Consider the following 23,135-nt stretch of genomic DNA (forward strand, 5'->3'; position numbering starts at 1 on the left):
TCTCAAAAACTCAGTAAAAAAATATCACTGCTGTTCGAATTTGAATACTGAGATGGCATTTAACAGATCTTGTGACATCTCTTTAAGTGACATTGCTGAGGCAGACATCTCCTCCACAAGAGCAGCATTTTGTTGGGTAACTTGGTCCATCTCTGTGACGGCTTGTCCGATTTGGTTTATGCCAGCCGATTGTTCATTGCTTGAGTGAGATATCTCTTGGATAAGATTGGTTACATTCTGGATAGCGCTTACTGCACTTTTCATTCCTGTAACTGCGTTTTCGGCAAGAGACCTACCTGCATCTACCCGCTGTGTACTAACTTCGATAAGAGACTTGATCTCTTTAGCTGCACTTGCACTGCGCCCAGCTAATGCACGGACCTCTGAGGCTACAACTGCAAATCCCCTACCTTGCTCACCGGCCCTTGCTGCTTCAACAGCAGCGTTGAGGGCAAGGATATTTGTTTGAAATGCAATTGAGTCAATCACTCCGATGATTTCACCAATCTTTTTGGAGGAGTCATCTATGCCCCTCATTGTTGAGACAAAGTCCTCAACGACACGTGAGCTGTTTTGAGCCATTTCTACTGCATTTTGCGAAGATTGACTTGCCGTGTAAGCATTGTGAGCATTGTTTTTTACTGTGCCGCTCAATTCTTCCATTGAAGCGGCAGTCTCCTCCAATGCACTTGCCTGACTCTCTGTTCGCGAAGATAGATCTGTGTTTCCAAATGCTATTTCAGCACTTGAATTCGCGACGCTTTGGGACGTTATTGAAATCTGCTTAACAGCCTTAAGTAAACTGCTCTGCATTCTCTCCATTGAGGCGATTAGACTTCCATCAACTGCTTTGGAAGTGTCAATATTTGTTGTCAGGTCGCCTAGAGATATAGCCCTTGATATAGCAATTACCTGGGCAGGTTCACCACCTAGCTGGCGCTTAAGTTGGCGGACAAGAAATGCGCCCAATAAAGTTGCAATCAAACATCCTGCCAGCGTCACTAGTACAGATATAGCCCTAGCTTTTATGAAATTTTCGCTAGCTGCGTCGTACTCGTCTTTAGTTGCTTTGACTTGAATTTCTGTTAGCTCTTCAACTATTGCCTGGACTTTTGGCAAAAGCAAAGGCATCTTGGAAACAAATACACCTCTGGCTTCATCGATATTTCTTTCACCTATTGCTTTAGCAATTGGCTCGAAGCCTTCTGCTGTTAACTTATCAAGTGCAGGCTTGAATTCTTGAACTCGTGCATTTTCTTCCTCGGTCATTTTCGTTGATGCGTACTCAGTCCATGCCTTGTTCAATAGTTCTAGATTTTCTCGGTATTCACGTGTCTTTATTTCAATATTTGATGGAGATGGATTTAAGATCATCTCGAGTTGACTCATCCTGATCTTCAGAATGTTCTCGGATAGTTGTCCAATCTTTTGGAGTGCAATCACTCTATCTTCATAGACCGACTGCAAGGCTCCATTTGAGTCCCTAGCGGTTTTCATACCAAGAATGCCCACTAGCACAACTAGAGCACAGAACGAGCCAATAAACAGGCCTAGCTTTGTTCCAATTTTCATTATCAGACTCAATTCTATTTTTAGCTGGCTTTAGTTTGTTAGCTCATAAAATAAGCGATTGAGAGAAGTACACAGGTGACGAGATATCCAATCACTAGGGGACGTCGCTCATCTGGCTCTTCAGTGTTTCTTGACAAATAGAACATAATTGCCACGCCCACCAATACTGCAGATGCTTTGTATCTCTCATACTTCAATATACTTATGATGTCATGAGTCTTATTCAGATCAATATCAAATGGGATAAGTACCCAAGATCCAGCGATCAGAATGCAAGCCATTGCAGTCAATGAAGAGAAGTTCTTAAAGTTCATGTAGCACCACCAACTTATGTATTTGAATTTAAGCGCTTAAATTTCACTATTTGCTCTCGAAGATTCGAGAGTAAATTTAATAACTTTTTATAACCACGCTACCGCGCTTTCTACCCGTATCTACTCTTGAGTGAGCCTCATGCATCTCATCAAAGCCGAATATGCGGTCAATCACCGGCCTAAAGACACCACTATTCGTCAGTTCAACGATGTAGTCCAAATCCGGCTGCGACAATGGAACGGGTCCGGAAATAAGCTTCCCCTTGGACATAGGGGCTTTTAAAACGTCTGCCAGACCGCCGGAAACAGAAACGCAAGAACCGGAGGGCTTTAAAAAGGGCTCATAAGTTCCAAATGGCGCAGCCCCCACTGTGTCGACAATCAAGTCAAATAATTCGTCTAGCTTTCTCAAATAGTCCGGTCCGTAGCTGATTGCGCGATCAGCTCTTTGCTCGTAGACCAGCTGATGATTTGGACTTGAAGTGACTGCCGTTACATGACAACGGAGGTGTTTGCAAAGTTGAACAAACGCCAAACCGACTGCTCCTGATGCTCCGATTACCAGCACTTTCGCATTTGGATTAAGTTCGACGTCCTTGATAAAGTGAACGGCAACGGTTGCCCCAAATGGAATGCTCACAGCTTCTTCGTAGGTCAGACCTTCTGGCATACGAGCCAGCGGCATTTTTGGCGTAAACACGCGGTAGGCAGCATGACAGCCCATTTTTGCTCCGGCAAATCCAAGCACCTTGTCGCCAACTCTGAATTTGGTGACGTTGACGCCCACGGACACTACGTTTCCGGCAATATCAGTTCCGAGTACTTCGCAACGAGGCTTAAACAGCCCAAGAACCGGCCTGGCAATCCATCTGAAGCCGTTGGGCATCCTCAGTCCGCGTACGCGGCTATCACCAGAGGACACGGTAGTTGCTCGCATTTCGACAAGCACGTCATCGTCGCCTATTTGCGGTATTGGTCGCTCAGTCAACTTCAAAACAGAGGGGGCACCATAGCTAGTGCACTCCCATGCTTTCATGAGAGAGGAGGAAGTTAGAGAGCTTGTCATGCGTGGTCTGAGGATAAATTTGGATGAGATTTGTATGTATAGGAGCCTTGCACCTTCTACCGAACTTACATCGTAAGCATTGTCTGCCTTACATCGTAAGTTTGTCAACGTAGAGTGTAGGTATCCGCCCCAAAAATGAGACATCGCCTACTTCTGTCCTTCTTTGGGTGGGCCTGGAACTTCCAGATAGCGTGACTTTCAAGGGCAAAATAGCCCTCTCACGGGGGGAACATTGAGTACCACAGTCTTTTTTGAGAGCGAACGGCAACGCTTCTTTCGCCCACTGAACAGCTCTAGGCGAGAGTTGATCTCCGCTTGTCTGCGAGCACTTTATGAGCGCCTTCACGGTCCATCAGCGGATTACGCCCACAACCCGAACCGCGAGTCGCTAAAGGAGCTCATCACACCTGTGGTCCGGGAGTACCTGCACGACCTCGATTTGGAAGGTGGTCAGGATGAGTTCAGCACGCTGGACACCTCTGACCCTCAGTTGCTCTCCAATGCAATCATCCGCGCTCTCACGCGAGATGGATGGCTAGAACAGTTCCCGGACAGACATGGCTTGGTAACGGCTTTCCGGTTCTCCAGGCCTGGGAAGTTGTTCTCAGAAGCCTTTTGGTCACTTTCCCGCCCGAGTCGCAGCCGGCAACGCAACATGCGAGGCTGCCGAAATGCCCTGGAAGCTGCCTTGTCGGAACGGGGTGATGCCCATGACATCGTGGATGCATACGAGTACGCAGAGAAAGTCATTGAAGACCTTACCGACGGTATCGACTACTTACAAGACCGCATCCGCCACCTGATGCAGGAAGCAACGGTCCATTCCCAATGGGATGACTTCGTCGAATTTCTAGACAGATTCCAGCGCGACTACTCGAAACAGCTCACTGCGGACAGCGCCACACTAAACCGCAACTCCATCCGCCAAAAGATTGAAGCTTTACGTCAGAACGCTGAGGGGCCGCGGTACCGACGCATGGAAGAGCAGCTCAGTGACATTGCCCAGTGGGCGGTAAAGGAACACAGTGGCCCATCCGTCTTGGAATGGCTGCTCGACCGGATTGACGAAATAGTAAACGCAGCTTGCGAAACAAAGCAACCAACCTTTGTACGGGCTATGGAGACCTACATCCGCCGTGTTACCGGCTTGGTGCAGCAGTCAATGATGTTGCGAACAGGCCAGAACCGTCACGCTTACCTTGGAGCGATCGCAAAAATCGCAGCGTCAGACAAGACTGGGCAGGACAAGTTACTGAACGCCATTGGCGACAAAATCACCACCGTAGAGCTCCGGCTCTTGGATCCAGCGAGCTTCAAGTTGCGCTCTGCCACTCAGCGGCGCAAAGCATCGACCATCTCTGTTCAACCACGGGCCAGCCGGGCTGCGCGGTTAGAAGCATTCCTCAACAGAGCGGAGTCTGAGGCGTTTGCGGTCTCCAATGAAGACCTTGCGAGCAAGCTTCGCAATGACTTGAAACTCTTCAAACACCCCATCCGGCTATCCGCCCTCCCCCCGGACTCCGCCAGAGACCTCATCAGCAACATGCAGGCAGTGGAAGCTGTACGTAACGCAAAGGCTGGCGACTTGGCTGCGACTCGCCTCCCCCACAGGGTTGAGAACGAGTTCTACAGCGGCTTTGACTACGAATTTGATTTCAAGAAGAAGACATGAGCATCACCACAGAATTGCGCGAGAAGCTCGCTGCTGCCAACCTGACTATGGACCGGTTCCGCGAAATCGCAGCCAGATTGCTCACATATGGGACATTGGTGCGTGACGAGGACCGTACTGAGCAACTTTTGTATGATGATGCAAGGCGCATTGAGCAATTGTTGGCAGAGTACTTTGAGATCGCTGGTCTATTGCTGCACCACGAATTGAACGCACAATTCTTCCGCTTGTACGGACCCGGGGTAGTGGTTGACGGCCTGCCCGAAGACCCGCTCAACCCAATTCCAACCATGAAGGTGCGTGTGTCCACGGACTTTGTTGCTTGCGCCATTGCTCTTCGCTTCCTCTACCAAGAGAAGCTCAATCAAGGCCTCATCGACACACAAGCTGAAGCTCTAATCAACTTTGAAGACTTGGCTGCAACTCTGCAAACCCAGCTCAAACGACAGCTGCCTGATGGGGATGGCGAACGCATGGCACTTCTCGGCGAACTTAAACGCCACCGCCTCCTTCGCTTTCAATCGACGTTTTCCATCAAAGATGAGGACGCCTACTTGGCAATCCGGCCCACTATCTTGGGCATTGTGAGTAATGAAGCATTGGCCGCCGCCCTGGATGCAGACGGCGCCATCGAAGAAGTAACGCAAGTCGAGGAGGCAGAACAATGAAACTCGACCGTCTGATCTTGGTGAACTGGGGGCAATTGCGCCCGGGCAATTTCGAGATGGGTGACATGACACTGCTCACCGGTGAAACCGGTTCGGGCAAGTCGACCATGCTCGACGCGCTGCAGACAGTTATGACCGCTGCCTTCAAAGGCGTCATGAACTACAACCCAGGTCAAGACGAAGTGTCTCAAGGTCAGCGCCGCGGCAAGACCAAGCGGACCTTGGAGTCCTACATTGTGGGTGCTGAGTACAACAACTTTTCACGAAGTGACGGAGCGCAAGGCTTCATGGCTGCAGTGTTCCGACCCAGCAAAGGTGAGGAAAACCTGAAACCCTTCACTGCGTTGGTCGCTGCCTCTGCTCGGGTTGAAGGCAGCGGTGATACCCGGCAGCCCAAGCTTGAGAGCATGTCGTTGGTAATCGTGGATGACGCCGCCCTCACCTTTGAGGACTTCATGCGTAACGTGGAAACCAATGAGTGCATGCCAGCGGACAGGATTGCACGCCATCTCCAGACCAAATACAGCAAGGTCAATGACTTCTACGACAAGAAGACAGACTACCTGTGCGCGCTCTACGGACGCTTTCGAGGCAAAACTGGAGTCACCAAAGACGAGGCTACCCATGCAGCCAAGGCGTGGGTTCAGTCCATTGCGTACCGCCCTATTGGCTCGGTTCATGAGCTGGTTCGCGATGAAATCCTGGACTTCGACGAAAAGCAGCTTCAACAAGATATCGAGCGCATCAGCGGCCTGATGCGCCAAGTGAGCAATTTGCGCCAAAAAAGCCTGCGACTCAAAGCAAGCGTCTCAAAACTCACTGAACTCCAGACCTGCATTCAAGAGGCCAACAAGGCACATGAAGATCATGTAATGCAAGGCATGTTGGTAGCAAAGTTGCAACTCAAAGCGGATGACGAAGCAGTCGTCGCAAAGGAGCAATTGATTACCCATGCAAGGCAAGATCAACGCGACGAGCAGGAAAAGATTGCCTCTTGGCGTAGCAAGGGTGCGACTCTGGACACTAAACGTGTCAATTTGACGGCCCGTCTTCAAGGCATTGCTGTACACAGCCAGAAGGTTGACCTTGAGACAAAGTTGGCACGAGCCACCAGGGAAGCAAGGGTATGCCTAGAAACCTTGGATTCGGGGCTGCGAACTGCTGGCTTGATGGACCAGAAAACACGTGACCTGATTGCACGCCCTATTCCGGACACCTTCAAAGACCTCAAGGACGCTATCAGCCGCGTTGACAAAGCACACAAGAAAATCAACTTTGAGCGCTTGGCTGAGTGCGCAGACTTAGTGGAGTCAGCATCCCGAGACGCTGACCTGGACATCGGAAAGCTCCAAGAGTTAGTGACTGCGTTCAAGGGTGTCAATGAGAGCATTGAGACGCTTCATGAGGCACTTCTCGGACAAGAGCGTGGAGTCATGCTCACGCTTACAACAGAAACCGTTCACCTTGGCCAAAGCCTTACTGCGGCGGAAGGTCGGGAGAGAGACCTGGATACACAGCGCGCCCGCTTAGCCACTGGCAAGGTCACATTGCCAATGCCAACGGAGCGAGCTCTGCAACTGCTCAGTCATGAGTTTCCAGAAGCCAATACCCAGGTACTGTGTGACTTGGTGGAACCGAAATCTCTGAAGTGGCAATCAGCAATCGAAGGGTATCTGGGTGGCGCACGCTTCAACTTGATAGTGGACCCGGCATGGGAGCGCAGGTGTGTGGATCACCTCAAGGCTCACAAAATCACCGCCAAAGTCGTTCAAGGAGCACTTTGCCTGCGACGTGCTGAACGCAAACAGTTGCCGGCAGAGTCCATCGTGAATGAGCTACTTGCTGACAATCCAATTGCATGGGCCTACCTTGTCGACCAATTCGGTTCTGTAATCAAGGCAGCAAACACTGAAGCACTACGCGATATCGAACGCGGAGTAACGCTAGATGGCATTGCGTCTGGCAGTCGGACTATGTTCACTGTTGAGCGTGTGACCAACGTGTTTGGTACCAAAGCCCGCGAAGAAGCACTGGACAAAGTAACCAGAGACTTGGAACTTGCCGCAGGAGAGGTTACACGTTTGCGAGCAGCGAAAACTACCATTGACGCCATCAAAGGCTCATTGCAAAGCCTTCGCCCTCTGCAGTTCAATGCGGCTCCATTGAGGGAAGCATCCGTAGATATTCAAGCAGCCCGGGATGCCCTGGCGAGTTTGGACATCACCGAGCTCAAGGCACTTCAGAGTGAGCTGGACAATGTCAACAAGCAGATCTCAGATACTAACCAACTGATATCCGACGGTACCCGCCGGGATGTCGGGTACGACTCGACTATTCGAAATGCCGAGACGGCAATCAACGACATCCTCTCCAATAAACAGTCCCACTTGCGAGACCTGGAAGCGCAGATCCAGAAAGTAAAGCACCTAATTACTTCAAACCCGGGCTTGGTTTATCAGCGCTTGATAGATGACATGGAGGTCCAAATTGCTGATCCGGCACTCACCATTGGAGCTGCTAGAAGCAGGCTGGAGAGCTTGGCCCCCAAGCCCGATGACCGCCTATTTGACGTTAGAGAAGCTCTGACAGCCTACAACAGTCACGCTGAAAACGACGACCGCTTTGTAGTGGCGCTTCAACAGAGAGCGGACTCCATTTCCTTCGCCTCCAACTACGAGGCTCTGGTTTCTCTTGAGAAGTCCGTTGTCAAGACCTTGGAAAACCTGCGTGGAGTCGGTCTTTACAACAGCAGCAAAGAGCTCGATGAGGCTGAAAAGTCATTCCATGACGTGTTCACAAAGCAGTTCTGCGTTGAAATCAAGAGCCGAGTTGATGAGGGTGTCCGGACATTACGGCAGATGAACCATGAGCTCAAAAACCTCAAATTCGGTGCTGACAGCTTCCACATTGACTACACAAAGTACGAGCCGGAGTTCGAGGACTACTTAAGCTTCTTCGCCGCGGTCACGCAAATGGCTGACTCTGCAGAACCGGTGGACCTCTTTGGCATAAGTGAATTAAGCGACAAGCACGCTTTTATCAGGGACCGACTAGTCAAGCTTCTTCTGGATGAAGACCAAGACAAAGCAACCAAAGAGCTAATGCGGATCGCTGACTATCGTAACTACCGCAGATACGACATCATCAATGAGACTACCAGCGGCAGCCGAGTACGGCTATCTGAATGGGGTACAGGGTCTGGTGGGCAGCTGGAAACGCCTGCATACATCGTTCGCGCTGCAGTTGTCACCAACCGCCTGAAGCTCTTTGAGAAAGGCGGTAGCCTGAAGCTGTTAGTCAACGACGAGTCATTTGCCAAGATGGATGAGCCCAGAGCGCGAGCGGTCCTCGGGTTCCTGCGTGACAAATTGGACCTTCAGATCATCAGTGCAATGCCCACTATGAAGGCTGGTGCGCTTAAGGACGAATTCAATAGGGAATACAGCTTTACGCGCCTCAAAGGCGTAGTCAATGGCGAGCTCGACTTCATCTCAGAGTGCGACGAGCGAATCTTTAAGTCTGACAAGATGAGAGAGTTGTGGGAGCGCCAACGCGTATTGGCTCGAGAAAAAGCGAAGCATCTCTTTGATGAAGCGCATCCGGAGGATGCTGAGGACCAAGCATTGCCTGCAGCTGAACAATGATGGACTTTCCTTGGCTGCATTCACCCGCCATCCAACAACTGCTTCACAAGCTTGTTGATAAGTTAGATGCCGCAGAAGGTCGTGGCAGTGCGTCCCCTTTAGCATTGTCCTTGAATGAGGCCAGTTGGCCCGCTTTATACAAAGCGAACTTCGAGTCAGAAAAAGAGACACTATGGGAACAGGTCCTGCAACTCCAAAGGGCCGGTTGGATACAAATTTCCCCTGCCCAAGCTACCAAAAGCTCACAAGGCTATGACGCGAATCCGAAGATTAAGTGCGTTAATGTCGACGCGATACGTTTGGCAACAAGTCGCTTAGAACGCCCAAAAACTGCAATTGAGAGGTGGCGGTCGATTATCAACGAGCATCTCGATGCGTCAGATGAAGCAAAGTTAGCAGCTGGCAACTACTGCATCGACCTCGCAGATCACCCCATGGTAGACGTTGTTCAGCAACTCAACCGCTTAAAGGATTTGCAAGCAGAGCCGCTAATGCTTCGAGAGGTGTCCGCAAAGCTCTTTTGGGGGATGTCCAAGATTTTGGATAGCAGGACTGGCCTAGTGAATGCCATTTTAGGAACTGACGAATGTCCTTTTCCAGAAACTCCGGTCCAACTGCAAGTGTTTCTTCCAAAAGGTGGCTTCAACGCAGTTCTATTCATCGAGAACCAATTGAGCTTTGAGCGAGCCATCAGATCTGACAACAAGAACTTCTCAAAGCTTGCACTAATTTACGCCTCTGGCTTCAAAGGGAGTGCGGTGAGACTGCGTGAAGTAAACACGGCTTCGATATACCTTTCAACACTGGGTGAGAAAACGCCTTTAAGCCTCGAATTTTTTGAAAGCTGGTTGTTTGGGAAAAACATGCAAGTTGAGTCCTACTTTTGGGGTGACCTGGACTGGTCTGGAATAAGAATTTTGGCCTCGCTGAGGACAAGTTTTCCTGACCTAAAGGCATGGACGGCGGGGTATGACGAACTACTAAAGTTGCAAAACATGGGAGATGGGCACTCACCCGGAGAGTCCAATAAACTGGGGCAACGAAGGATTGAATCGACTGGCTGCTTGTATACCGACACAATTCTCATACCCGCGTTGACTCAAAAACAGAGCTTTGTAGACCAGGAGGCCATTCAGTTCTGAGTTGCTCCAAAAATCGACGCTAATAACCTGACTTGCGTTCCGACCAACGCAAGGTCGCATAACCCGCCCCATACATTTCGCCGTGGATAGGTGTCCAAATTTCCCGGATGGAAGGCTTCAACGCTTTGTGGATGAACACCGTTGAGACTCCCCTGCTCTGCCAGAACTCAGCCATTTTGTAGTCCGTTGCAGTCCACCCTCTAGAAACAGGTCCATAGCGGGTGCCTGAGCGGTGGAAACCGACTTCCACATCGGGACCCAAGTAGCGATCTACGCCCCCGGCCAACAACAAAGTGCATGCGCTGTAGCAACCTTCCATAGAGACAGTGTCCATCCTCCGGTCCACGATCATTTGGGCCATGCGTAGACCCTCGATCACAATTCCGCCCGGACTTTCGATCTCAACCAGGGTGAGCTTGGGATTGCGGTCCAGCACAAACTGCAAGGCGTCTGCACTGCCCAGCGTGAACTCACCGCGTACGACTACCCGACCCAGATGGGGATCTGCATAGACCTCTGCAGGCTTCAGAGTGCCGGTGACCATCCCCCACCAGTTCTCCATGACCGACTGATCCCAGAAGTTGGTAAAAGTAACTGGAGCCAGTCCAATGCTGAGCAGGTAGAAGGTTCCACCCCAAAGAACTCCGCCCGGCTTCTTAAAGCTCGCACGGGCGCTGCGCGTTAGCGCGATGGCAATTCCGATAGCCGCAATCAATGCTATGGGCATCATGACTGCCAACGACCAGATGACCCGACCGTATTCGCGGGTCCAGTCCAGGGAGTACGGTAGCAAGATGGCCTCTATTCGTCCAGGCAAGATAGCTAGGAGTAAACAAAAGCCAAAGGTCAGGAACAGGTTTCTCTCACCTCTAAAGAAGGAGGTCAGATACTGCCAACAGAGCTCGGCCTTCTCCTTGGACCAGCTTCCCCAAGTAGTCCTCACCGGCATCGCCTCGGGTCGGAACACCTTTTGGGGCATGTTTGGGTCTTGATCCATTCGCCAGCGTTCCCCGAGTTCCATGGGCAAGGTCGACGCATCCAAGTGGCTGGGGGCCAATGCTGCAGGCATAGGACCAACATGGAGTTGTCTTGCGCCTTCATCCCGTTGGGCATTGGAGTGATCCAACTTCTTGTTACTCCGTTTTTTTGCGGCTACCTGGCTGACATTCCGATCAAACCAATCCAAGAACTTCAGGACATCGGTGTGTTCTGAGTAGGCCTTGCTCTTAGCCAACTCCAATCGCATGGTTCGCTCAGAGAGATAGAAGGTTTTGACATCCTTGGCGTACAGCGAGGTCCGCTGATAACTGGTCTTCAGAACATCATCTTTGGGTAGTCGAGCGTAGAAAGATCGCAAGTCCCGGGTGCTGATCCAGACTTCGTGGGCCTCGTCTTCCACGATTTCAAAGGACCAATGGCGGTGTTTGATGGGCCAAACGTGGAAGTCATCCAGGTTCTTGAGGCTCATGAAACCGGTAGAAGGACCTTTCACTTACGCGAACTCCAAACCTCACTTACCTTCAAGCCAAGTCGTTAGAGCAGATTAGCAATGACTCGACCCAATCTGTCAACAATTGCAGACGTCGTTTGCTCAGCTCTAGCCGAATCATCACCGGCGTAGACTGCGACTCTTACTGTATCGCGCGTCGCAAACCCTGTGTAAGCGTCTTTCTCCCGTTCTTCATCTTTGGCACGTTCAATCTTGTTCCCGCCGATTATGAAACGGTCATTTTTTGTAGACTCTTTTCGCACGATACCAATGTTCACGTCGCATAAAGCTAAGTACGTCGCTCGAGTTCCGTGATTGCGAATGATCTCCTCAATAGCAGCGCCTGCCACAGCACCAAGAATTGCGCCGCTACCGGTACCGACGTCTCCGGAACGCTTGGCAATTTCATAACCTGCTACGCCACCCAGTAACAGACCGATACCACTACTGCTACTCACATTCGAGACCGCTGCAGTACGGAACTGGAATGCGTTCACGTCCATGACAATCCCGAAGCTTTGGTCACTGACTTCATATCCTGCTGAACGAAGTCCCGACTCAATAGACTGACGCAGACGTCCCACATCAAACTCTGGATCGCCTGAGGAGTTTCGCAATCTCAGCTTGATGGTCCGATTCGCGAACTGGGATGAGTCCACGAAGAGATTGCGAGATGTGGCACTACCAATCTGAAGAGACTTCTGTGCGACAGCTGGTTGAGAGGCACACCCGTTTAAAAGCGCCAAGAGAGCCAATGTCAGAATCCAGCGAATCATTTGTTCTTCCCTTCAAATCGATTTAGATACTCACGAATCTCGTTGTAAGACACGCTGAAATTTAGATTTTGCGAAGCCTTATCAACTCGCACCCAATCATTCACCCCAATGACTGCGTCTTTCAAAAACAGCGGTCCTCCCGAATTTCCGGGACTGATTGGCGTGTCGGTCTGAATGAACTCTATTGGAGGTCCGGCACGGAGCATCGCACCAGGCTGCTTACGAATAGCACTGACTACTCCACGAGTGATCGTGAATTCATACCCCTTAGGATGGCCAATTGCCTCTGCAGTCTCGCCAAGTCGAATAGGACCCGCATGCATCTTCAAGGGTTTGCCAACTGTCTGTGCTTTGATGAGAGCAAGATCTAGTCGTACATCAGAGTCGACAACCTTTCCATAGGACTTGGTACCGTCGTAGTAAGTCATCTGCACAAGGCTGGACCCATCTACAACGTGAGCTGCGGTCAGTATCAAGTCCGGTGTCACATAGAAACCAGTACCAATTGCCTTGGGAGTCTTCAGAATAAGAATGCTGTCAAAGCGTTCATCAGCAATGGCTCCAGACTCACCTCTAGTAGCGCTATCTTTGATCTCAGCCTTCGCCTCTGTCCTCGCGTCAGACTTGGTAGCAGTCTTATTCACATAGGTTGGGCTTGCACTAGCGTACTGACGGTTGGAGAGGGGCTTGAGAAACGCCTCTACCGAGGTAAACGGCTTCGAAGGAGCTTGGCTGATGTTGGCTGGATCAAAGAGAGCGGACAACTTGACGGTGATTGGCCGCTTTTCCCATTCGGTCACATCCTCCTCACGCCCATTTCTGCTAAGAATACTCTGAGCATCAGGATCCTCGTTCTCTACGTTGTACGAAACGGTAAATTTCTCACTGTCTTTGACTTCAAAATAGTTCGAATAGACTTTTTTCCGATTTACATCAATGACGTAATAGTCCACCCTGGCCAACTTGGAAGCACTTATGTCAACAAGTTGATAGCTGTACTTCGAGTAAACGGGTTTGGTAACAGTTTGGGGAGTGCGCGCTAAGACTTCCGCACTCTTGTTGAAGTCGCTTTCAGCGGCACTAGCGGATAGACCATTTGCTGCACTTAACAACGCACAAGAAAATGCATTTCCGTAACAAGGCTTACTTCGGTTATTCGCGCTCTCAATTTTTGCAGCCTGCATCTTGGACATTGCACGCTGATATTCGGTAATCACACCCACATACTCTGGGTTCTGCTCTTGGCGCACGCCTGTTTGAAGGCGGCTTGGCATTTCTCGCTTGTTCTTGAACTCTCGAAGAATTTTCGCAGCGGACAGGTCTGTAACGAATATGTAGTCAAAGCCTGACGAAGTGGCCTTTGCCAGAAATGACTCATTCGCATCAGCAATGAGGAGCCCGTAGTCCTTCTCGAAAGTCAATTCGAAATCAAAAACGTTCCGCTCTTTAAAGCTTGTTGCCGTTAGATCAACAAACCCAATTTTTACTGCGGTATCCAAGCCGGACTCAGTCCCAAAGTCCTTTACCAATCCTCGTAGCTCAGAGAGTTTTTCAAGCGGGTATGGGCCGCTGCCAAGTTGCGCAAGTCGCTTTTTTAGTTCAGCGGCTCTCGTGACCCTCCGTCCAGTTTCTGGAGCAGTCACGTCTTTCAGAGTAGTCGCCAGCTCCGCTTGAGATTCAGAATTCAGCGAATTCAATGCAGCGAGTACTTTTGCCTGAAACTCCGAAGACACCTTGTAGTCAGCGCTTGTGAAGGGACTCCGAGGATATGAACCCACAGGCTGACCGGTTCGCATTACCTCATCAAATGTAGAGGCAAGTGCTTTCTGGCGATCTTTACGAACCGTGTCATAGACACGAGCAAGCTCTCGCGTAATGACATCAGTTGCCTCATCAGCAACCCGACTAGTCCGAAGAAGGTCATTGGCATTGATCTCAACGGCTGTCTTTTGTGCCTCCCCGATTGCATCAGTTGCACTTTTCCAGCTTTCATTTGTGTTGCTTGAAAGGTCATTAATCAGCACCAAGCGAGCCAACGAAGTGGTTACTTTGGTTCGATAGTCGCGCTCCATCAACCATTTTCCGAGCTTCTGAAGTTGTGGGGTTACCTCTTTCTTTTCTGTATTAAAGCGTTTATCGAAGTAAGCTGAATACTTCTCAGAAAAGAATGCCTGCGCCTTTTCAAGCTCATCGGCATCGACAAGTTTGTTAAACGCGCTACCTTCTAAATCAAAAGGATTGGAAGGTAGCCCACTGGCAATGGACTTAAAGACATCTTCTAGTCCAGCAGCTGAGGCACTAGTCACACCAGTGAACGTGATTACTAGTCCAAGCACGAAGTGCGAAGCGATTCGGCCAAAAACTTCGGTACTGGCCTTCTTGTTGGACTGTGCAGTCGCAGCAATCCCTTCGCCATTAAAGGCATTTATATTAATCATTTTCACTCCCTTTTTTTACAATTTTAGAGCAATTTTAGAGCAATTTTAGAGCAATTTTACTAAAAATCTACCAAAAATCGCCGACCAAATGCCCACTGTTGATCGGTGTCAAAAATGAAGTTTAAAGTCCACTTTCATTAGCAAGGACTATTTTGATTCAAACTCCCGTTTAGCTGCAAACAGTCAGACATACGCTGTCTACTACACACCAATCGGCTTCATCTTTAGCAACGAAATTTAAGCGTATGGACGTTAACGAAATGACGAGTCTCGTTGACTACTTCATTCGATTTCGATAGTACGATGACCCGAGACAGCCTCTTTAAACGAGTCAGTGAAAAGACTTGAGCTTCTTCGAATAGACTAAAAATACGATTTAACGCAACGCGTCAAAAACCTTTAAATGCAAAACAAAGCTTAAGGAATATTCGGGAATATTCTGAAAACCAAGCTGAAATTTAGCAAATCTAAAGTTTTCAGGCTTTCTTTAAAGTATTCTCAGAAGTAACTAGCCGAAATTAGTAGCAAATGACTTTACGTTTCTGGAATCTCGAAAGTGCCCTTTAAGAAATCAACAGCTAAGCTGGCTTGCTTGTATGTGTTGGCCGCACTCTTGAATGGCTGCAGTAATGGATTACCACCAGGAGACAACTTTTTCCCGAAGAGCGGAAATCCTATTCTCCTCAACCACTATCGTGGAACTTGGAAACTTTATATTGATGGAAAAGATACAACCGACAGCACAGGTCTGAAAGTAAGGCTTCAAGAAGATATAGCCTTGTCGATGATTTGGATTGAACAAACCAAAACTCAAAATCACCTGTTACCAAAGCAGTTCAGCCTTCAGTGGTCCACCTCTTCAATTTCTTGCGTTGAATGTGATCCAAAGCTATTTGATTGGACACGCAAGCTCGGCAAATAAATTTCACCTGGAACCAGTTTCGTCAAATGCTGATGAGGTGGTGGCTTGAATCAAATGTTTGGGAATGGTGATGCTCACGTCCCCGTTAAAGAACCGTCCAGCCCAAGTGACACGCTCAGGGTACGCAGTGAAGGAGCCATTGGGATTAAATTTGCCGGTGACCCGTAAAATACAATTCAGTCTCTTCTTTGTGGCAAAGTCATATGTTGACAGGTTGTCACCAAGAATAGCTCCAAGCTTAGAACAATAAAATTCTGAATACTCACTACTTTCCAAGTTTAACCTTACCATTTGGACTGAATAAGGATAACCTTCGATTGTTGCTGAGTCACTTATGCTCATCCCAACTGCCGCACCCAACAATGTGGATATCACAGCCACACTCAATAATTTAAAAATCATAACATTACACCTTTGTAAAGATGTAATGTGTATGTAGCCTATTTTATATCTTCGAGATTTTTTGCAATGAGTTTAGGGTTTGGATGATTCGTTATCCAGATTGTCTTTTCTACGTTACCCCTTTCAGCGGCAGGTAGACGTCGGTAATCATTTCTGCAGCCTTGAGTTCAGGGCCAACGTTTAAATAGTGATAGAACACTGGCAATCCGCTCAACTCCTCCCCTGACGTTTTAAGCCAAGTATCTTGTAGATAGTCGATAGCATTGGATAGATAGCGCCCACCGACATCACGAAGAATCGCACAGCGACATGACGGGAGCACCTTAGACACCACTCCGTAAACGTTGGGTTGCACGGGGAAGTCGACTTCAACTCCGAAGTCAACACGGTGTAGTCGAGCCTCAACGGCATATCGCCGGGTGTGGTAGATCGCAAAGGAGTTGCCCATACTTGGACTATCCCTCATGTATCGGTCCTTCCATTGATTCAGTCGCTTTGCTGTCAAGTATTCCAAACTAGGAGAGCCGAAGTGCTCGACGACAGCGATTATCTTTTCTGGAAAAATACCAACTCTAACATCCATAGCAAGTGATCTATAGTCAATTTCCCCAAAAGAACAACATGATGTCTAGCGATTTGCGCAGATAGCGCCTATCACCTAAACAACACATCGTTCTTGAATAAGCCTTATGCTTCTGTTGAGAATTGTCCTTTTCGCTTGAATTTACTTCGACTTGCTTCTTCGTTTTCCTATCGCACCAATCAAGGCAAGACCACAAACCAACATTGCGAGTGAGCTGGGCTCAGGAACGGGAGTCAACACAGTGCTCGAAAGACCACGTACTTCATCGGCAGATAATGCAGTGCTGTATGTACGAATAAAGTCCAAAGAGCCGGCTCCGGCTTCAGCCCCGCCTGTTGCTCGGTCATCTATGAAGAAACTCAAAGGGTTTCCAAATTGCACAGCAGATCTTGCGTTATCCCGAAAGCTACCCTTTAAGTTACCGTCTTGATAGAGACTAAAAATTCCATCAGTTGTACGGGTGGCGGTGAGTCTAGACATGATGCCATTTTCGGCAGAAGCACCAAAGGACTCAGCTGCAGGGAAAAAGCTGTAATCACTCAAGTGGGTATACAGGCCGTAATCTGATTTCAGGCCCTTAAAGTCAATAATTTTTTGCCACACTCCATGTGATGCAAAAGAATATTTCAGGTCCACCGTGTATTCGGACCCTAAGTCAGCCAGAAGTGTGACGCCTTGATTCCTGGCAAACAAGTAGTTCGTTCCAACAAATGCTCCGCCATTGCCAAGAAGATCTGCACCTCCCATGTCATCACTGAAAGAGCCATCCAATCTATATTGATGAGTTGGAATGGAAGCGTTTGCCAGGGAGGCCACAGGGATCATGGCAGCACCAACAAGAAGAACTTTTACAGCTTTAGAGAATTTTTTTAACATACATAGCCTCAAAACTTACAGTGTAAGTCATTTTATGGAACTAGGTCAAGATAGCAATTAGAGTGCCTGAACTAGCAAATCCAAAGAATTGCTAAATGTCTCTAACTTTAGAAACAAGAAGCAACGCTAGAGGAGAAATTTCACAAAGAATACATACCAATAACGACCAAAGAAGTCGAGGCGAAAGTTAGACAACGGCCAAACAACCGAACAACTTTGTATTCAATTTAAATTAGTTAGGTATCGCAATGAAATCGAAAATGACAAACGCCAAAAAAAATCAAAAAAAGCAACTAACATCAGACAGTCATCGAATTTCATTACATATAAAGATAAGTCTAATTGCGACAGCACTAATCCTAGTAAGTTTTACATTCACTGGAATAGTAACAGGAATTAAATCAAGCGAGACTGCCGAAAACTCATCAATAAATCAGGCAAAGACAGCAGCTAGGGAAGCTGCAAATGCACTGAATATACGTTTATCTTCAAATGTGGCGGCCATTAGCGAATTGGCTGCGGTAATGATCAGCACAAAAAGATTAGAACAGCCACTGCAACGGCCCCAAATTGACGAGATAGTTAAAGAGACACTAAGTAATTCTACAGATTTCATCGGTGCTGCAGTCACTTGGGAACCCAATGCATTGGATGGAAAGGATTCGGAGTTTGCGAACAAAAGTCCAATTTATGATGCTAGTGGTAGACACATGCCATATTGGACAAAAACAAAAACATCTGAGCATCACGTTGAGCCAATTGTTTTTGGTAGCAATCCAGAGGCAAATGAATGGTACGAAACTCCCAGAAAGACAAAGTTACTTCACTTTACCGAACCGTATAACTATCCGATCAATGGCCAAGAAGTAATGATGGCATCGATAGTTGCTCCGATAATTGTAAATGGACAGTTTCTCGGAACTGCAAGTGCTGATTTTTCAGTTGAGCAACTGAAAAATATACTTGAGGGAATCAAGGTGATCCCCGACAGTAATTTAGCTCTGATTTCGAATAAAGGAGTCTATGCAACCAATTCTGAAGCAAGCCATACAGGAAAGCCGGCGTCGGACTTACCTGACGAGGGATTACTTGCCATAAAAAAAGGGGCGCAATTTCAGTATGAAGACAGCAATAATATAATTCATATACTGCAGCCAGTCTTAATACATAAAGACATCCCGCCATGGTCAATAAAAATTAGTTTCAAACGCAGTACGGCAATTTCCGCTTCCACTGACCTTATGCGTTACATACTATCCGCATCTGTGATATGCGCCTTCGTAACAATCTCAATCCTACTAATACTACTATCCAGACTTTTTCGACCACTGAAAAGCCTGAATGTCGCAATGCAAGGTTTGGCAAGTGGAAACGCGGATCTGCGCACAAAAATTACTATTAAATCTAATGATGAACTCGGAATCATCGCCACAAACTTCAACGTCTTCATTGGAAAGATCAATGATGTACTCTTGGAGGTCAGAGGTAATGCTGACATTGTTGCCAGCACGAGCTCTCAGATTGCGCAAGGCAATAACGACCTTTCATCAAGGACGGAAAGTCAAGCCACTGCGCTAGAAGAAACTTCAGCAAGTATGAAGCAACTTAACGAAGCAGTTAAACAAAATGCACTTAGCGCGAAGACCGCCAATAGCTTGGCTCTAGAGGCCTCCACCGTAGCTCGGAATTGTGGGCAAGTCGTCGGAGAGGTAGTAAAGACGATGCAGGAGATCCAGGACTCCAGTCACAAAATTGCCGACATTACTGCGGTAATTGACAGCATAGCGTTTCAGACAAACATCTTGGCCTTGAATGCTGCAGTTGAGGCTGCACGTGCTGGAGAGCAAGGAAGAGGATTCGCGGTTGTAGCAACCGAGGTTAGGTCACTTGCGGGGCGCAGTGCAAATGCAGCAAAAGAGATCAAGCAGCTGATTGGTCTGAGTGTTGAGCGAGTTGAACATGGCACGACTCAAGTAGCTCAAGCAGGACACACAATGAATGAAGTCGTGAGGAGCATCGGGAGAGTTGCAGACTTCGTCGGTGAGATAAGTTCTGCAAGTGAAGAACAAAGTTTAGGAGTTTCACAAATCAATGATGCAATCGCATCAATGGATCAGACCACTCAACAGAATGCTGCTTTAGTAGAAGAGATGGCCGCGGCAGCCAACTCGCTAAAACAACAAGCTAGCGAGCTAGTGAATGCAGTAGATGGCTTTGGATTAGTAATCACGCAACCAATCGAGACAAAGGAAATCGCGGTACAAATTGCTGAACAACCTAGACTCGATAGCAACGTACTAAAAATCAGTAATGTGCCTTTAAAACAGAAAATCACAACTAAAAGAGATCAAAGAATCACACCAAATCAACTAGACAAGGACAGGAGTAAGTCGAAGTTCATTGAAGCTAACAAGGATGAGTGGGAAAACTTTTGATACAACGTATTGCACCGTAGTGAGCCAGAGACTATAGACCGCGAGGTTACGTTAGCCCTAGATTGGAATATCGATACAAAGGTGATTTATAAATAGATATCATCTAGGCGTCAAAAGTGTCACTCTACGGGCTAAAGATCACTACGTTTAGTCCTTCACCCTTCGGGACGAAAAGGTCCGTGCCAAGATCAATCCATAGAGGATTAATATGAAATTAAAAGCAATAGTGACTGAGCAGACTAAGCGTTCTTAGTGTCTATGATTTACTGAAGATCACTTTTCCAATGTGTAACAACCTTGAAACCTAAGGGCTGAAGTGCCGATGTGCATTGCAACTAATAGGCTAGATACTTTTTTACTTGCAGATAGAATTTATCCAGAAGACAGCAAAAAAGGCTAAACCTCGATAGCTACATTAAACCTCAGTAGAAATTAATTTCTTGGAAACCTCGTCGTAATTTGATCTCTATGATAAAAGGAAAAATTACAAATCTCTAATTGATGTGCGCTTGGAGCATCTATCGCCCGACTTGTGGGGTACTTTGATTCTATATTTCATAGCAATTCCGTTACCCATAAAGTAAAAAAATGTTGCATGTGTGTTAGCTACGCCAATTACTGGACGTTAGGTACACCAGTGATTGAGATACGTCCGTATAGGAAAGCGAAATGATGAGTAGCTATTTAAATGACCCACTCATCACTTCGAAATTTTTCTAATTAATAATTTCGAAATTAAGACAAAAACGACCTACCCACGAAGTGAATGTGATGCCGATGTCAGCACTTCTGTGAGGTTGCCAATGAGCTTAAAAGGTCTCCCAGTCATCATCTCCACCCGCAGAAGTCACGCGGCTGCTGTTCTTGGGTGGAGATAGGGCTTGGACGGTAGGTACTTGTTGGGGTTTGGCTGGTGAAGCTTCAGCTTTGGCGGTTCGTTTAGGTGCAACTTTGGATGCGCTTGACCCGACAGAAACTCTGCGCTCGGGACCAGCAAAGTTGAGCTCCTGGGGTGGATTGGAGCGCAATGTCGCTTTAAGCAATGGAGTAGCCAAGGGGCTGCCGCCGCCGGCAGCCTGCTTTTGGCTGCGAAGACCAGAAATGACGCCCTTGCTTTCGTCGTCCAACCTGAACACTGCCACTACTTGAACCAGATCATTGGCCTGACTCTTCAGGCTGCTGGCAGCAGCTGCCATCTCTTCCACCAGGGCGGCGTTCTGCTGGGTAGCCTGGTCCATCTGGGTGACTGCTTCTCCCACTTGGGAGACACCTGCACTCTGTTCTGAGCTGGCGGCACTGATTTCTCCCATGATGTCTGTCACCCGCCGGATGCTGCTGACCACTTCGGTCATGGTTTCACCGGCTTTGTCTACCAGACTGCTTCCCTGCTCTACCCGCTCTACGCTGGCGTTGATCAGGGTTTTGATTTCTTTGGCGGCTTCTGCAGAACGTCCTGCGAGAGACCGGACTTCAGAGGCTACGACTGCAAAGCCCCGGCCTTGTTCTCCAGCTCTAGCCGCTTCTACCGCAGCATTCAGGGCCAGTATGTTGGTCTGGAAGGCAATTCCGTCAATGACGCTGATGATGTCTGCAATTCTGCGGCTGGATTCATTGATGCCTTTCATGGTCTCCACGACTTGGCCGACGACTTCTCCACCTTGAATAGCCACGGTAGAGGCATTCATGGCCAGCTGATTGGCCTGACGGGCGGAGTCGGCGTTTTGTTTGACGGTGGAGCCGAGTTCTTCCATGGACGCTGCGGTTTCTTCCAGAGCGCTGGCTTGTTGTTCGGTGCGGGCGGAGAGGTCGTTGTTGCCTTGGGCGATTTCGGCGCTGGCGGTGGCGACTGCATCGGCGCTGCTTTTCACGGCGCGCACCGTTCTGGCGAAACTGCACTTCATATTTTCCATGGACTTCAGCAGTTGCAAGGTTTCATCACTGCCCGTGGGATGAATTTCGACGCTCAAATTTCCTACGGATAAAGCGTTGGCAATCGATGCCGCATGTGCGATAGGTTGCGAAAGCACCCGCGCCAAGAAAAAGCCCCCAACTACAAGCAAAAAGGTAGAAACCATCCAAGCGACGATGACTTGAATCCTAGAACGCAAGACCTTGTCGTGTGATTCGGTCCGCGCTGCCTCCACGCTTTTCACAATCCCGTCGGCTTGCTTTGCCATTTGCTCTTCAAGCTGAATAAATGCCACCTGAAACCCATCAATAGCAGTACCTGCAGCGTTCGGATCTATGGCCGCAATTTCTTGCGTCTTCTTGCCTGCAGCAATATAGGCTTGGACCATAGGTTTGCTGCTTTCCACCATTAATTTAACTTCTGATGGCAGGGTTTGATCTTCCAGATGCACGAAAGCTTCATTGAAGGTTTTGGCGTGCTCCTCCAAGTCTCTACTGGCATCGGTCATCTGTTTAGCGTTCTGGTTGATAGCGCCGAGAATCATCAATAAAACATCACCGCGGATAGCGTCATGCATCATGTCGGCCTCCTGGCTGCTATGAAGCGCGCTGGATAAGGCTTCAGATTTGCTAATTTCCAGTGAAAGTTGGGTGGTTTGGAATACACCAATTCCACCAACAATCCCGGTTGACAAAACGCCTATCAGCCCCAAGGCTAGTATTTGATGCTTGAATTTCACTTACTTCTCCCAATTGATAATCATGTCAATTTAAGTTGTGCAATAAAGCTAAAACTTTTTTTCTGGCTGGAGATAGCTGCCGACTTCCAAAAACACTCTAAAGGGCATCTAGCTGTAAATTCCTCAACAAAACTTCATTTTTAAAAGTGGTTTTATGAGCGATTTTTCCGAACTTGCCAACTGATAAAGTTGGACCGACGCATCATTCGATCCCAAGTTATGACACTCCACCGTGTCCTCGGGTAAAGCACTGCAACTGAGACAACTGTAGTAACGGCGACAAATACTCCGATTCCTAAAGAACATCTCTCAGGAATACTTTGGTCATTCTCGATAGGTTGACCTATTTTCGAATCCTCCAACAATCGGCCTATCAAAAACCGCTACATCAGAGCAAGTCAAAAATGGGGGAAAGTGAACAGATGGAAATGTAGAGCTAACCTCAATGCTCTTGCCTACCAAGGCGATTAGTCATCGTTTGACAGACT

General features: G+C 48.3%; 15 protein-coding genes. 6 read left to right on the forward strand and 9 right to left on the reverse strand.

Annotation, left to right across the window (positions count from 1 at the left end; translation table 11 throughout):
* Positions 1-24: 24 nt before the first annotated feature.
* Both RAN89_RS13600 and RAN89_RS18625 read right to left on the reverse strand, forming a co-directional pair.
* Positions 25-1,572, reverse strand: coding sequence for a methyl-accepting chemotaxis protein (locus tag RAN89_RS13600; RefSeq protein WP_313866811.1), 1,548 nt, complete (start codon positions 1,570-1,572; stop codon positions 25-27).
* Positions 1,573-1,962: 390 nt separating this feature from the next.
* A complete protein-coding gene (locus tag RAN89_RS18625; RefSeq protein ID WP_313866812.1) occupies positions 1,963-3,096 on the reverse strand; it encodes an NAD(P)-dependent alcohol dehydrogenase in 1,134 nt (377 codons plus the stop codon).
* 88 nt (positions 3,097-3,184) lie between these two features.
* On the opposite strand from RAN89_RS18625, the gene RAN89_RS13610 reads away from it, so the two are divergent.
* Genes RAN89_RS13610 through RAN89_RS13625 form a run of 4 tightly spaced genes read left to right on the forward strand, consistent with a single transcriptional unit; the run spans position 3,185 to position 10,078 of the window.
* Positions 3,185-4,624, forward strand: coding sequence for a Wadjet anti-phage system protein JetA family protein (locus RAN89_RS13610; RefSeq protein WP_313866813.1), 1,440 nt, complete (start codon positions 3,185-3,187; stop codon positions 4,622-4,624).
* On the forward strand, positions 4,621-5,292 hold the full coding sequence (locus RAN89_RS13615) for a DUF4194 domain-containing protein (protein WP_313866814.1): 672 nt from the start codon (positions 4,621-4,623) through the stop codon (positions 5,290-5,292). Before RAN89_RS13610 ends, RAN89_RS13615 begins: the two co-directional genes overlap by 4 nt.
* Entirely contained in the window at positions 5,289-8,936 is a 3,648-nt protein-coding gene (locus RAN89_RS13620; RefSeq protein WP_313866815.1) for an SbcC/MukB-like Walker B domain-containing protein, read from the forward strand. The genes RAN89_RS13615 and RAN89_RS13620 overlap by 4 nt, the downstream gene beginning before the upstream one ends.
* Positions 8,933-10,078 carry a Wadjet anti-phage system protein JetD domain-containing protein gene (locus RAN89_RS13625; protein ID WP_313866816.1) on the forward strand — a complete coding sequence of 382 codons (1,146 nt, stop codon included), beginning with the start codon at positions 8,933-8,935 and terminating at the stop codon, positions 10,076-10,078. The genes RAN89_RS13620 and RAN89_RS13625 overlap by 4 nt, the downstream gene beginning before the upstream one ends.
* Positions 10,079-10,097: 19 nt before the next feature.
* On the opposite strand, the gene RAN89_RS13630 is transcribed toward RAN89_RS13625, so the two are convergent.
* Genes RAN89_RS13630 through RAN89_RS13640 form a run of 3 tightly spaced genes read right to left on the reverse strand, consistent with a single transcriptional unit; the run spans position 10,098 to position 14,781 of the window.
* Positions 10,098-11,570 (reverse strand): hypothetical protein, encoded by a 1,473-nt coding sequence (locus RAN89_RS13630; RefSeq protein ID WP_313866817.1) that lies wholly within the window; start codon positions 11,568-11,570, stop codon positions 10,098-10,100.
* 41 nt (positions 11,571-11,611) lie between these two features.
* The gene (traT, locus tag RAN89_RS13635) at positions 11,612-12,343 is read right to left on the reverse strand and encodes a complement resistance protein TraT (RefSeq protein ID WP_313866818.1); all 732 of its coding nucleotides are present in this window, start codon (positions 12,341-12,343) and stop codon (positions 11,612-11,614) included.
* The gene (locus RAN89_RS13640) at positions 12,340-14,781 is read right to left on the reverse strand and encodes a S1C family serine protease (protein WP_313869401.1); all 2,442 of its coding nucleotides are present in this window, start codon (positions 14,779-14,781) and stop codon (positions 12,340-12,342) included. Before RAN89_RS13640 ends, traT begins: the two co-directional genes overlap by 4 nt.
* A gap of 556 nt (positions 14,782-15,337) precedes the next feature.
* Here RAN89_RS13640 and RAN89_RS13645 point away from each other — a divergent pair.
* The gene (locus RAN89_RS13645; protein ID WP_313866819.1) at positions 15,338-15,703 is read left to right on the forward strand and encodes a hypothetical protein; all 366 of its coding nucleotides are present in this window, start codon (positions 15,338-15,340) and stop codon (positions 15,701-15,703) included.
* A gap of 3 nt (positions 15,704-15,706) precedes the next feature.
* Here the strand turns inward: RAN89_RS13645 and RAN89_RS13650 are convergent, their stop codons facing one another.
* From RAN89_RS13650 to RAN89_RS13660, 3 genes are all read right to left on the reverse strand, one after another.
* Complete coding sequence (locus RAN89_RS13650) at positions 15,707-16,105, reverse strand: hypothetical protein (protein WP_313866820.1); 399 nt, start codon at positions 16,103-16,105, stop codon at positions 15,707-15,709.
* Positions 16,106-16,214: 109 nt separating this feature from the next.
* Positions 16,215-16,688, reverse strand: coding sequence for an AraC family transcriptional regulator (locus RAN89_RS13655; RefSeq protein ID WP_313866821.1), 474 nt, complete (start codon positions 16,686-16,688; stop codon positions 16,215-16,217).
* A gap of 141 nt (positions 16,689-16,829) precedes the next feature.
* Positions 16,830-17,564 (reverse strand): PEP-CTERM sorting domain-containing protein, encoded by a 735-nt coding sequence (locus RAN89_RS13660; RefSeq protein WP_313866822.1) that lies wholly within the window; start codon positions 17,562-17,564, stop codon positions 16,830-16,832.
* A 260-nt stretch (positions 17,565-17,824) separates the two neighbouring features.
* Here RAN89_RS13660 and RAN89_RS13665 point away from each other — a divergent pair, with 260 nt between their 5' ends.
* The gene (locus RAN89_RS13665) at positions 17,825-19,999 is read left to right on the forward strand and encodes a methyl-accepting chemotaxis protein (RefSeq protein ID WP_313866823.1); all 2,175 of its coding nucleotides are present in this window, start codon (positions 17,825-17,827) and stop codon (positions 19,997-19,999) included.
* Between the two features lie 809 nt (positions 20,000-20,808).
* Here the strand turns inward: RAN89_RS13665 and RAN89_RS13670 are convergent.
* Positions 20,809-22,488 carry a methyl-accepting chemotaxis protein gene (locus RAN89_RS13670; RefSeq protein ID WP_313866824.1) on the reverse strand — a complete coding sequence of 560 codons (1,680 nt, stop codon included), beginning with the start codon at positions 22,486-22,488 and terminating at the stop codon, positions 20,809-20,811.
* Between the last annotated feature and the right edge of the window lie 647 nt (positions 22,489-23,135).

This window comes from Rhodoferax mekongensis (genome assembly GCF_032191775.1).
Lineage (GTDB): Bacteria > Pseudomonadota > Gammaproteobacteria > Burkholderiales > Burkholderiaceae_C > Allorhodoferax > Allorhodoferax mekongensis.

Coding starts and splice junctions, on each gene's coding strand:
- RAN89_RS13620 (WP_313866815.1), top strand. CDS start 5,289: ATGAAACTCGACCGTCTGATCTTGGTGAACTGGGGGCAATTGCGCCCG.
- RAN89_RS13670 (WP_313866824.1), bottom strand. CDS start 22,488: ATGATGCATGACGCTATCCGCGGTGATGTTTTATTGATGATTCTCGGC.
- RAN89_RS13600 (WP_313866811.1), bottom strand. CDS start 1,572: ATGAAAATTGGAACAAAGCTAGGCCTGTTTATTGGCTCGTTCTGTGCT.
- traT (WP_313866818.1), bottom strand. CDS start 12,343: ATGATTCGCTGGATTCTGACATTGGCTCTCTTGGCGCTTTTAAACGGG.
- RAN89_RS13625 (WP_313866816.1), top strand. CDS start 8,933: ATGATGGACTTTCCTTGGCTGCATTCACCCGCCATCCAACAACTGCTT.
- RAN89_RS13655 (WP_313866821.1), bottom strand. CDS start 16,688: ATGGATGTTAGAGTTGGTATTTTTCCAGAAAAGATAATCGCTGTCGTC.
- RAN89_RS13665 (WP_313866823.1), top strand. CDS start 17,825: ATGACAAACGCCAAAAAAAATCAAAAAAAGCAACTAACATCAGACAGT.
- RAN89_RS18625 (WP_313866812.1), bottom strand. CDS start 3,096: ATGTCTCATTTTTGGGGCGGATACCTACACTCTACGTTGACAAACTTA.
- RAN89_RS13650 (WP_313866820.1), bottom strand. CDS start 16,105: ATGATTTTTAAATTATTGAGTGTGGCTGTGATATCCACATTGTTGGGT.
- RAN89_RS13615 (WP_313866814.1), top strand. CDS start 4,621: ATGAGCATCACCACAGAATTGCGCGAGAAGCTCGCTGCTGCCAACCTG.
- RAN89_RS13640 (WP_313869401.1), bottom strand. CDS start 14,781: ATGATTAATATAAATGCCTTTAATGGCGAAGGGATTGCTGCGACTGCA.
- RAN89_RS13660 (WP_313866822.1), bottom strand. CDS start 17,564: ATGTTAAAAAAATTCTCTAAAGCTGTAAAAGTTCTTCTTGTTGGTGCT.